The organism is Anaeromicrobium sp. (genome assembly GCF_025210435.1).
Classification (GTDB): domain Bacteria; phylum Bacillota; class Clostridia; order Peptostreptococcales; family Thermotaleaceae; genus Anaeromicrobium.
In genome coordinates, this window is sequence record NZ_JAOART010000101.1 from 1 (window position 1) to 10,713 (window position 10,713).

At 31.8% G+C, this 10,713-nt stretch carries 14 protein-coding genes, 1 pseudogene and 1 riboswitch; of the genes and pseudogenes, 12 read left to right on the forward strand and 3 right to left on the reverse strand.

The window, feature by feature from the left end; all coding sequences use genetic code 11:
• The 6 genes and pseudogenes from N4A57_RS12440 to N4A57_RS12465 all read left to right on the forward strand — a co-directional run.
• A partial coding sequence (locus N4A57_RS12440; protein WP_293658318.1) for an IS3 family transposase occupies window positions 1–200 on the forward strand: 200 nt, incomplete at its 5' end.
• Window positions 201–251: 51 nt separating this feature from the next.
• Window positions 252–452, forward strand: a pseudogene (locus tag N4A57_RS12445) (BhlA/UviB family holin-like peptide); the annotation flags it as partial.
• Between the two features lie 15 nt (window positions 453–467).
• Window positions 468–614 (forward strand): helix-turn-helix domain-containing protein, encoded by a 147-nt coding sequence (locus N4A57_RS12450; protein ID WP_293658319.1) that lies wholly within the window; start codon window positions 468–470, stop codon window positions 612–614.
• Between the two features lie 265 nt (window positions 615–879).
• The gene (locus N4A57_RS12455) at window positions 880–1,434 is read left to right on the forward strand and encodes a recombinase family protein (protein WP_293658320.1); all 555 of its coding nucleotides are present in this window, start codon (window positions 880–882) and stop codon (window positions 1,432–1,434) included.
• Between the two features lie 437 nt (window positions 1,435–1,871).
• Complete coding sequence (locus N4A57_RS12460; protein WP_293658321.1) at window positions 1,872–2,036, forward strand: AbgT family transporter; 165 nt, start codon at window positions 1,872–1,874, stop codon at window positions 2,034–2,036.
• 129 nt (window positions 2,037–2,165) lie between these two features.
• Window positions 2,166–3,275 (forward strand): M20/M25/M40 family metallo-hydrolase, encoded by a 1,110-nt coding sequence (locus N4A57_RS12465; RefSeq protein ID WP_293658322.1) that lies wholly within the window; start codon window positions 2,166–2,168, stop codon window positions 3,273–3,275.
• Window positions 3,276–3,400: 125 nt separating this feature from the next.
• Here the strand turns inward: N4A57_RS12465 and N4A57_RS12470 are convergent, their stop codons facing one another.
• Window positions 3,401–3,562, reverse strand: a complete 162-nt coding sequence (locus N4A57_RS12470) for a hypothetical protein (RefSeq protein WP_293658323.1) — start codon at window positions 3,560–3,562, stop codon at window positions 3,401–3,403.
• A 45-nt stretch (window positions 3,563–3,607) separates the two neighbouring features.
• A riboswitch (cobalamin riboswitch) is annotated at window positions 3,608–3,789 on the reverse strand.
• 150 nt (window positions 3,790–3,939) lie between these two features.
• On the opposite strand from N4A57_RS12470, the gene N4A57_RS12475 reads away from it, so the two are divergent.
• The 4 genes from N4A57_RS12475 (at window position 3,940) to N4A57_RS12490 (ending at window position 7,695) form a co-directional block, all read left to right on the forward strand.
• Window positions 3,940–4,971, forward strand: a complete 1,032-nt coding sequence (locus tag N4A57_RS12475; RefSeq protein WP_293658324.1) for an acyl-CoA dehydratase activase-related protein — start codon at window positions 3,940–3,942, stop codon at window positions 4,969–4,971.
• Complete coding sequence (locus tag N4A57_RS12480) at window positions 4,901–5,995, forward strand: CoA protein activase (protein ID WP_293658325.1); 1,095 nt, start codon at window positions 4,901–4,903, stop codon at window positions 5,993–5,995. Before N4A57_RS12475 ends, N4A57_RS12480 begins: the two co-directional genes overlap by 71 nt.
• A 14-nt stretch (window positions 5,996–6,009) precedes the next feature.
• Entirely contained in the window at window positions 6,010–6,972 is a 963-nt protein-coding gene (locus tag N4A57_RS12485; RefSeq protein WP_293658326.1) for an acyl-CoA dehydratase activase, read from the forward strand.
• A 291-nt stretch (window positions 6,973–7,263) separates the two neighbouring features.
• The gene (locus N4A57_RS12490) at window positions 7,264–7,695 is read left to right on the forward strand and encodes a tetratricopeptide repeat protein (RefSeq protein ID WP_293658327.1); all 432 of its coding nucleotides are present in this window, start codon (window positions 7,264–7,266) and stop codon (window positions 7,693–7,695) included.
• 35 nt (window positions 7,696–7,730) lie between these two features.
• Here N4A57_RS12490 and N4A57_RS12495 read toward each other — a convergent pair whose 3' ends face one another.
• The gene (locus tag N4A57_RS12495; RefSeq protein ID WP_293658328.1) at window positions 7,731–8,273 is read right to left on the reverse strand and encodes a ribonuclease H family protein; all 543 of its coding nucleotides are present in this window, start codon (window positions 8,271–8,273) and stop codon (window positions 7,731–7,733) included.
• Window positions 8,274–8,574: 301 nt separating this feature from the next.
• Between N4A57_RS12495 and N4A57_RS12500 the strand changes: the two genes are divergently transcribed.
• Together N4A57_RS12500 and N4A57_RS12505 are read left to right on the forward strand one after the other, a co-directional pair.
• Entirely contained in the window at window positions 8,575–8,904 is a 330-nt protein-coding gene (locus N4A57_RS12500) for a hypothetical protein (protein WP_293658329.1), read from the forward strand.
• A gap of 64 nt (window positions 8,905–8,968) precedes the next feature.
• Window positions 8,969–10,204 carry a putative manganese transporter gene (locus N4A57_RS12505; RefSeq protein ID WP_293658330.1) on the forward strand — a complete coding sequence of 412 codons (1,236 nt, stop codon included), beginning with the start codon at window positions 8,969–8,971 and terminating at the stop codon, window positions 10,202–10,204.
• Between the two features lie 19 nt (window positions 10,205–10,223).
• Here the strand turns inward: N4A57_RS12505 and N4A57_RS12510 are convergent, their stop codons facing one another.
• On the reverse strand, window positions 10,224–10,484 hold the full coding sequence (locus N4A57_RS12510) for a cysteine-rich small domain-containing protein (RefSeq protein ID WP_293658331.1): 261 nt from the start codon (window positions 10,482–10,484) through the stop codon (window positions 10,224–10,226).
• Between the last annotated feature and the right edge of the window lie 229 nt (window positions 10,485–10,713).

Consider the following 10,713-nt stretch of genomic DNA (forward strand, 5'->3'; position numbering starts at 1 on the left):
ATGATAATGCTTGTATAGAGTCATTTCATGCATCATTAAAAAAAGAAGAAGTCTACCTTGTAAAATATTACGATTTTCAGGCAGCTAAATTATCTATGTTTGAATATATAGAATGTTGGTATAATAGAAAAAGGATACATATTAGTATTGGCTATTTAACTCCACAGGAATGTGAAGATTTAACTAAAAAAATTGCATAAAAAGTTCAACTTTTTGTGTCTAATATATTGACATAGAACCAATTAGCATCTAGCCAATGCATATGGACAGTTCTTACTGTAGTTCTGATTTTTTACATACTAAAAAATCAGGAAAAAAGAGATTTGAGACAAGAAGAAAGGGAAGCAAAATATCAAGGGATAATAGCTAGCTTAACGGATAAGCTAAGTGTAGTAGAAGATGTTAAACAAGATGTAGAAGATATTAAAAATTGTATATTTAAAAAGGCTTAAAAGGGGGGGCTTTAAATGGGAAATAGAGTTGATTTTGGGGATTATTATAGATTTTTAGAAAAACATATAAAAAAATATAGCTATATAAATGGAAAGCTGGATGAAGACCTATATCAGCAGTTGGCAATTAAGGTGTATAAATGCTTTCATATTGTATGTTAGAAAAATTCATGAAATAATAAAGGCAAGGACTTGGTAAAATTAAACTGGTCTTTGCCTTTATTGTTTTGAATGTTAATAAAAGACAATTTGTTTATATACCAAGTGTTTATCTACACTATAGTATAACCAAACACTCGAAGCGTACCTAAGAGTTGTTTATTTAAAGTTGTTTTTGTATTTTATAAACAAGAGTTTTGCAATGCCTTGATTCTAAATAAATAAAATTGTATAATCTATCAATAACAACAATAAAGTGGGTGAATATATGAAGTTAGGATATATAAGAGTATCAACATTAGAACAAAATGAAGGTCGCCAGAGAGTTTTAATGGAAGAAAAGAATATAGAAAAGATTTTCATAGATAAATGTAGTGGCAAAGATACCAATAGACCTAAATTAAAAGAAATTATGGAATATGCCAGAGAAGGAGATATAATCCATATAGAAAGTTTTAGTAGGTTAGCAAGAAGTACCAAAGATCTACTAGAGTTAGTGGATTACTTTAAAAGTAAAGGAGTTAGCTTGGTAAGCTTTAAAGAAAATTTAGATACTACAACTCCAACTGGAAAGCTAATGCTTACAATGATAGGTGCTATAGCTGAATTTGAGCGTGAATGTCTATTAGAAAGACAAAGAGAAGGAATTGCTCTAGCCAAAGCTGAAGGTAAGTACAAAGGTCGTAAAAAAATAGACTTCCCTGAAGAGTGGGAAGCCATATACAATAAATATAAAATTAGAGATATAACAGCTACTAAAGCTATGGAATTACTTGACTTGAAAAGAAATACATTCTATAGATTGAAAGAAGACTGGGAATAGAATAATTGATATTTACAATTAATGGAATCTACTTTACCCCTGGTGACAGCTTCGCTGGTACTACCCATATAGGGAAAGCTTGGGTTGATTAATCTATAAAGGATTAGTGTATAAGGGATTAAGGATGAGGACTAAATTTAGAAAAAACAATAGAAACTCAGTACCATGTTCTTTGCAATAATCATTTTGACTAAATATAAGTAAAAGTGCTATATAAAATAGCAAGAGGCTATCATCATATAATTTTTTTTGTTCCATGAAGTGAAATCCCTCCTTAATATATATTATTCAAAAGGAAAATAAGTGTTAAAAAATTCCTGCGCATTTCGTGAAAATTACTAAAAAAAAGAATTTTTCATAAGTGTATGCGGAAGAAAATAGAATGGTTTTTGATGGCGAACGAATTGTGAGTATACTGTATTTTCATACGGAAAAATGTGACTATTCAAGCTGTAAGTCTTTTAAATGGTATAGGTACATTAATTTCCACAATGGTACCATACTCTATGATGTTATTGTTAGGATGGACAATATTATTAATATTCTGGTTTATAAGTGGAGCACCAATTGGACCAGATGCATTCATTAAATTACCTATGTAATTAATGTGATTTTTAAAAATATGGTTTAGTGTTAAGGGTTTAGGGAGAAAAATCTCTTAACTTTAAACCCTTAACTTTTTTTATAACCATAATAATTAGTGTATAATATACCCTTAGGAGGGGATTTTCATGATAAATAGAGAAAGAATAGTAAAAAAGTTTTTAGAGTACGTTCAAATCGATAGTGAAACAAAAAACGAAAAGGAATTTGCAGAAAAAATTGAAGGCGAATTAGAAGAATTAGGATTTAGTGTGTACATAGATAAGGCAGGAGAAAAGGCTGGTTCAAACACGGGAAACATCATAGCTAAATTAGAAGGGAATAAGGATGCTGAACCTATCATGTTTAGTGCTCATATGGATACGGTAACTCCTGGTATAGGAATAAAGCCTATTATAAAGGATGAGGTAATATATAGTGATGGAACTACCATATTAGGTTCAGATGATAAAGCAGGTATAGCTGCTGTTATAGAAGCTGTAAAAACATTAAAAGAAGAAAAGATAGACCATGGAAATATAGAAGTGGTATTTAGTATCTATGAAGAAGGAGGCCTTTATGGAGCTAAAAATCTAGAGTATGATAAGATTGAAGCAAAAAAAGCCTTTGTACTAGATAGTGGCGGATCACCAGGGGAAATTATAATAAAGGGACCTGCTCAAGACAAATTAGTGGCTAAGATCATAGGTACACCAGCCCATGCGGGAGTATGCCCAGAAGAAGGAATAAGTGCTATTCAAGTGGCAGCAGCAGCCATAGGTAAGATGAATTTACTTAGAATAGATGAAGAAACTACTGCTAATATTGGTATAGTAGAAGGTGGTAAAGCTACTAATATAGTTTGTCCAGAAGTTACTATAACGGGAGAAGCTAGAAGTTTAGTAAACAAAAAGTTAGATAGACAAACGGCCCACATGGTTGAGTGTATTAAAAAGGCTTGTGAGGAGTTTGGAGCTAAGGCAGAAATAGAAACACCACGTGCATATTCAGCATTTAGCGTGGATGAAAATGATGAGATAGTAGGATTAGTTAAAAATGCTTGTGACATACTAGGATTTGAAGCAACTACTAAAGCATCTGGTGGTGGAAGTGACACTAACATATTAAACGGAAATGGAGTTAAGGCCATAAACTTAGGGGTAGGAATGAAAAAACCTCATACATTAGAAGAACACATTAGTATAGAAGATTTAGTAAATAGTGCTAGATTAGTATTGGAAATAATTAAGAATGTATAAGGATTTGCCCTCGGGCAAATTCTTTTTTTCAAAAAAGAAATAATCTATTAGGATAGTGGAGGAGGCTTATTAACAGGCCCTTTTTCTGGTGGGAAGATTTAAGGGCTAAGGGATCAACATCCATATTATTTAAATAGGCATATCATACTGCTAAAAAATTTTTTCTTTAACTCAGATTTATCTTTAGCACAGTTTTCTTTTAAGGTATAGAATATAATCTTATCTCCTTCTTTATTTCCTGTATACACCTTATCAGTTGGCTTACCTAAATTTTTGTACATATTCATTTATATCACTCCTCATTTAATAAAATACTATTCTTCCCACCGAAGAATGTACATCTACATAAGGTAGGTCTCCTGACTAATAGATCAATCTACTTCCTCACCTTCCCGTTATTAAAACAGTGGTAAACTGAGGTTTCGTCCCTAATTACAGTAGCGGGGGCTGTGTTGGATTTACACCAATCTTCCCTATTAAACCCTAATTGAGTACCTTTAGCAGTAAATGACGATTCTATAGTTAGTATACCATTTAGTGGCAAAAACATAAAGGGGTCAAATGGAAAAACATAAGGCATGTTTTAGGAATAACTGAGGATTTTAAACATATTTATAGAACATACAGATTCTTTTAACAAATACACAACAAGGAGATGAGATATGTGAGAATAGGTATTCCTAGAGCATTGATTTACTATTTTTATTATCCCTTTTTTAAGAGACTCTTTGAAGAATTAGGAATGGAAGTAGTAGTGTCCCCTAAGACTTCAAAGTCCATACTAAATAAGGGCATAGAATATTCAGCATCTGAAATATGTGTGCCGATGAAGATATTTTCAGGTCATGTGGTTTACTTATTGGACAAGGTAGATTATATTTTTGTTCCAAGGATGATGAAAATAGGAAAAAATGAATATTTTTGCCCTAAGTTTATGGGTCTTCCAGATATGATTAAATATACGATTCCTAGGGTTGAACATAAGCTTTTAAGCCCTAAAATCCAGTCATTAGAAGAGGATATATCAAATATAAAAAATTACAAGGACTTAATAGAAAAACTTCCTATTAAGTATAAAGACTTAAAAAGGGCTTTAAAGATGGCTCGCAAAGAATGGAAAGATTTTAGAAAGATAAGTAAAAGTGGATATACCATAGATGAAATAATGGAAAATAAAATAATGGAAAAAACAAATGAAAAAGTAAATATAGGTCTATTAGGATATGTATACAATGTTTATGATGAATACATTAGTATGAACATAATAAGTAAGTTAAAGAGTTTAGGGGTTAGGGTTAAAACCTTTGAAATGATAGAGGAAAAGGAATTAGACAGATCTATAGACTTCATGAGGAAAAAATTATTTTGGACCTTTAGTAATAGACTTCTAGGGGCTGGTTATCACTTCTTTAGTGATAATAATATAGATGGTGTAATTCATCTTACTGCCTTTGGATGTGGCCCAGATTCATTTATAGGAAAGGTTTTAGAAATAGATAGTGATAATTATAAGACGCCTTTTATGACCATTAGGATTGATGAGCATACGGGAGAAAATCATTTGCTAACTAGAATTGAAGCCTTTGTGGATATGATTAAAAGAAAAAAGATGGGGGTGATTAAAGGTGAAAATGACTTTTCCTCACATGGGAAATCCCATAATATACAAAAAATTAATAGAACTACTGGGGCATGAAATAGTATGTCCTAATAAACCAACTAAAAAAACCATAGAACTAGGAGTAAAACATAGTCCAGAATTTGCTTGTTTTCCCATGAAAGCCATAATGGGTACTTATATAGAATCCCTAGAGCGGGGAGCTAATGTGATAGTTACATCAGGGGGCCATGGCCCTTGTAGGGCAGGATTTTATGGTGAAGTTCATAAAAAGATTTTAAATAATATGGCATATGATGTGGAGTTTATTGTATTTGATTCTATACATAAGGATTTTAAGGGCTTTATGAGGAATATGATGAAACTTGTTAAATGCTCATCTCCATTAAAAGTATATAAAAGTCTTAGATTAGTTTATAAAATTACTAAAGACATAGATTATTTTGAAAAGATTATACAGACTAAAAGGGCCTATGAAATAAATAAGGGACAATGTAGTAGGGCATTAGAAGAAATTATTAAATTGTATGATCAGGTAAAGGATAATAAGGATTTAAAAAAGGCAAAGAAAACTAGCCAACATATAGTAGATAATATATCTATAAAATATGTGGAGGAAGATTTTAAAATAAGAATAGGCATAGTAGGGGAAATATATGTGGTTATGGAGTCATCTGTAAATATGAAAATAGAAGAAGTATTGGCATCCCTAGGCTGTGAAGTAAGAAGAAGTCATTATTTATCAGACTGGGCAGATCATAATATAGTACCTAAAATCTTTAGAAATGACAGGGAAGATGAAATATTAAAAAAGGGAGAACCTTACATAGAAGTACAAATTGGTGGTCATGCAAAGGAAACCCTAGGCCATATAGTGGACTATAAGGAGAAGGGATTTGATGGAATAATTCATCTACTACCCTTTGGTTGTCTACCAGAACTAGTATCACAAAGTATAATACCTAGAATGTCTAGGGAAATAAATATGCCCATACTTAGTATTGCCCTAGATGAACAAAGTGGCCTTGCCAATAATTTAACTAGAATAGAGGCCTTTATAGATATTATAAAAACAAAGAAAAAAAGAAAAATAGTTTCGTAACGGGTGGTGATAGTATGAAAAAGGTGTACTTGGGAGTAGATATTGGTTCTGTAAGTATAAATTTAGTTGCCATAGATTATAATAATGAAATAGTATTTAAGGAATATAGTAGAAGTAATGGTCAACCCCTCATATCTACTAAGAAAGCCCTACTAAATTTAAAAGATAAGCTAAAGGATGATTATGAAATAGGTGGAGTAGGAACTACAGGAAGTGGAAGGCAATTAATAGGAATTATGCTGGGAGCAGATGTGGTAAAAAATGAAATAACAGCCCATGCCACAGCCACTATGAATTATGTGAAAGATGCTAGAACCATATTTGAAATAGGTGGCCAAGATTCTAAAATGATTTTTTTAAAGGATGGATTCATAACGGATTTTGCCATGAATACAGTATGTGCAGCGGGAACAGGTTCCTTTTTAGATCATCAAGCAGAAAGGTTAGGAGTTCCAATAGAAGAGTTTGGAGAGCATGCTAAAAAGGCTGAAAAAAATGTAAGGATAGCAGGAAGATGTACCGTATTTGCAGAGTCGGATATGATATCTAAACAACAATTTGGATTTTCAAAGGAAGATATAATAAACGGATTATGTGAAGCCCTTGTTAGAAATTATCTGAGTAACTTAGGACGGGGCAAAAAATTAGAACCTCCCTATGTGTTCCAAGGTGGAGTTGCGGCTAATAATGGAATAAAGGATGCCTTTGAAAGGGAACTGGGAGAAAAAGTATTTGTACCAGAAAATTTCCATGTGATGGGAGCCCTAGGAGTAGCCATATTGGCCAAGGAATTTATTCATGAAACTAAGAGAAAAACCAATTTTAGGGGTTTTGAAACTGCCCATATAGATTTTGTACCTACTACCTTTGAGTGTAGTGGATGCAGTAACGTATGTGAAGTTATAAAGGTGGAAGTAAACGGGCAAGTAGTCGCCATGTGGGGCGATAAATGTGGAAAATGGAGTAATAGCTTTTAAAATTGAAAAAACATGGTAAAATATATTATAGATTTCTTATTTATAAACCAGCTTTATGTGTGCCTATTTCAGGAAAATATATTGAAATTTTTTTCCACCCAAGTCCTTGTCACAAGCGAAACTGTGAATCTTCGTAGATAGGTTCATGAGTCATGTTAGAGTAGCATAGGATGTTGTGACGTTCCAGGGTTCCAAAAATTTTCAATGGTTTCCCTTATAGGCAAGTTACAGTATAAAGAAAGCTTAGTGTTTATAAATCTATATAAGTTTAAATACCAAGGAGGAAATTTTATGAGTTGGCAACAAAAGTTTAAAGAAGGTGAAGAGCTAATAAGAGTAAAAGATTATAATGGTGCCATTAGCCATTTTAATAATATGTTAGGAGAATATAAGGATGAACCTAAAGTATATTATTGGTCTTTAAAGTACTTAGGAGATATAATTGGTCATATGACTAGAAAAGATTTTTTCCAAGCTATTGACCTATATCAAAAGATAATTAATGAATATGAAGGAGAAGATAAGCTTTATGAATTATGTCAAATAGATATTGCAAGATCTTATCTTGAAGTTGGATTTGACATGTTAAATAATTTTGATAGTATGACTCAAATGATAGAAATCGAAGATGATGAGATAGCCCAATACTTTGAAAAAATCATGAAAAAGAGAAATGATTACATAGAAAGGGCAGCAGAAGCCATTTATAAGGAAAGATTGTAATTTAAAAGACTAGGAATTATTCCTAGTCTTTTAAATTATCTAATTTCATCTACACCCATATTAGCCAATTCATCGGCACGTATATTCATTTTAGCAACATATAAGAAATCTTCCCTGGTGAAATTAGGGCCATTCCAGGATTTGAATTTTTCAAACCATTTACTCATTTGACCTTCACTATTTATATTTAAATGGCCTTTTACCCTATAAAAGTTTATTTTTTTATGTTTTTTAACTTCTTCTAATAATTCTACCCAAAGATCCTTATTTTCTACAGGCTTTTTTGAAGCGTTTTTCCAACCGTTTTTTTGCCAATTGACATACCATTTTTTGGTAAAACAATCTATTAAATAACCACTATCAGAAAAGATATTTATTGATAGAGCATCCTTTTTTAAAGATTTTAATGCCTGTAAAAATGCAGTCATTTCCATTCTGTTATTAGTAGTGTTCTTTTCACCACCATATAATTCCTTTTTATTACCCTTATAAACTAATATAGCTCCCCAGCCACCTAAATTAGTATCATTTTGATTTCCCGAACAGGCTCCATCTGTATATATGTAAATAGAATCCATAGACAATCCTCCTTAATTTCATAGCATATTTATATTATAACAAAATGATTAGGCATATGAAAAAAATAAACTAGTCAATTTTCTGAGAGATTTGGATTATTTTCAAGGCATGGTGAGTGAGCATATTAAACATATGTAAGGGATCCATAACGAAGAAAATAATTCAAATAACCAGTGAAATGACTAATTTATTTTTTTGAGTATGCCTTAATTAAAAAACTCTCAATTTTATCAACAATCTATGCAATATTTATATTCCTTCTGAATATAGATAAAATAAAAGCAGAAGGAGGTTAACAAAATGTGTACAAAGATTGCATCTCTATCGGTAGCACCAAGTGAAGTTATGAATTTATTTATTATGGATATTGATGCAGATTTAATATATAAGCAATCCTTTAAACTATATGAAGAAAAAGAAATTATATATATGGTTTTTGAAAAGAACAAATTAAGAGATGAAAAGGTTGAAACTTTATGTATTAATATAGAAAATATGAGGGGAATTACTACTGCCACCATAATAATTTCACCAGAAATCACATATGATAGGGATTGTATTAAAGAAGATTGGTTAGAGAGTATAATGGATATTATAAAAGATTATATAATTGAACTTTGGGAAGAATAATCTATGGATAGATGGGTATATAAGTAAGGAAAAAGATTAATGAAGTAAATTTAAGGAGGGGACCATGGGAAATGAAGTATTAAATATTATACTAAATAGTGCAGAAAATGCATTTTTACAGGTAGGAGTTTTTGTCGGAGCAGTTTTATTACTATTTGGTTATATTAACTATAAACAATCGGGAAATTTCATAAGAAAAATAGAAGAATCAAAAAAAATACAGCCCATATTAGGAGCCCTATTAGGACTAACACCGGGTTGTGGGGGAGCCATATTTGTTATGCCCCTATTTGTAAAGGGAAAGGTCACCTTTGGAACCATAATAGCCACCCTAATAGCAACTATGGGGGATTCGGCCTTTGTAATAATATCTACTTTGCCCTTTGAATATGTATTAGTTAGTATAATATCCTTTATTGGAGCCATAATAACAGGATACATAGTGGATTATTATCATGTGGGTGATAAACTACTTAAAAATATGAATATAATCACAAAGGAAGAAGCACAGGTTATAAACGAAAGGTCAGATCATCATATTATTAATAATGAAAGTGTAGAAGAGTTTACTCATATAGGTCATGATGAAGGTGATGAGATAGATGCAATCCTTCACCACCATGCTAAGGGCCATCAAGCCCATGGAACTATTGCATATGAAATAACCCATAGGGGATTTATAGTCTATTGGGCAGTTTTAGCCCTAGGCTTAATATTAGGTGTTATGTTGTTGTTCCAAATAGATGTTAACGATCTTCTAATAAAGGATTTAGGGAAAATAGTAGGTATAGGAGGAACCATATTATCCATAATTTTAATGGTTATGAGTAAGAAATTTATTGGTGATGATACCCACGAAGAAGCAGAATTAAAGAGTATTTCCTTGAAGGAAACTATTATTCACAGTGCCTCTGAGACGGCATTTGTATCTACATGGGTCTATGTGGCTTATTTGATATATGAATTTGGCATATTCTTTTTAGGAAAAGGAGACTATATAGCAGGAGAAATCATAATGACAAATCTTATGACATCTGCTGGATTATATGCCGTATTAGTAGGAGCATTAATAGGATTAATACCAGGTTGTGGTCCCCAAGTAATATTCGTTACTTTATTTACTAAGGGTCTAGTACCCTTTGCAGCTTTAGCTGCCAATGCCATATCTCAAGATGGAGATGCATTGTTTCCACTACTGGTAATAGATAGAAAAAGTTCCCTTTGGGCAACTATAATAACTACTATTCCTGCTTTAATTATAGGGTTAATAATTTATTTCATAGAAATGAGGATGGTTTAAATAACCATCCTCATATGTCTTACTCTCTTTCGCTTCCTATTCTAATTACTTCTCCCATTTTAGACATGACATGGTCATATCCATTAGGCCCATGGGGCACAAGACATGCACTACAGTCCTTTATTCCATTATTGTATTTGAAATTACCACCACAATTTTCTTTTAACATATATAGTGGACAATAACAAAATAGGCAATTAAACTTTTCAGGATCACTCACCTTATGACACGGGAAATATTCACATTTTCTATTTTGATTAAATTTATAGTTCTCACTCAAATTTATCCCCTCCTAGAGAAATTGTATATTATAATTAGGTAAGTAACAATATAATATTTAAAAAAATTGTATAGAATGGTATTGTTGTCATATAGATTTCTGGTGTATAAACTTGCTTTATGCGGGCCTATTTCAGGAAAATATATTGAAAATCTTTTCCACCCAAGTCCTTGTCACAAGCGAAAGTGTGAATCTTCGTATATAGGTTCATGTGTCATGTTCAAGTAGC

Coding starts and splice junctions, on each gene's coding strand:
- N4A57_RS12450 (WP_293658319.1), top strand. CDS start 468: ATGGGAAATAGAGTTGATTTTGGGGATTATTATAGATTTTTAGAAAAA.
- N4A57_RS12455 (WP_293658320.1), top strand. CDS start 880: ATGAAGTTAGGATATATAAGAGTATCAACATTAGAACAAAATGAAGGT.
- N4A57_RS12465 (WP_293658322.1), top strand. CDS start 2,166: ATGATAAATAGAGAAAGAATAGTAAAAAAGTTTTTAGAGTACGTTCAA.
- N4A57_RS12470 (WP_293658323.1), bottom strand. CDS start 3,562: ATGAATATGTACAAAAATTTAGGTAAGCCAACTGATAAGGTGTATACA.
- N4A57_RS12485 (WP_293658326.1), top strand. CDS start 6,010: ATGAAAAAGGTGTACTTGGGAGTAGATATTGGTTCTGTAAGTATAAAT.
- N4A57_RS12490 (WP_293658327.1), top strand. CDS start 7,264: ATGAGTTGGCAACAAAAGTTTAAAGAAGGTGAAGAGCTAATAAGAGTA.
- N4A57_RS12495 (WP_293658328.1), bottom strand. CDS start 8,273: ATGGATTCTATTTACATATATACAGATGGAGCCTGTTCGGGAAATCAA.
- N4A57_RS12500 (WP_293658329.1), top strand. CDS start 8,575: ATGTGTACAAAGATTGCATCTCTATCGGTAGCACCAAGTGAAGTTATG.
- N4A57_RS12505 (WP_293658330.1), top strand. CDS start 8,969: ATGGGAAATGAAGTATTAAATATTATACTAAATAGTGCAGAAAATGCA.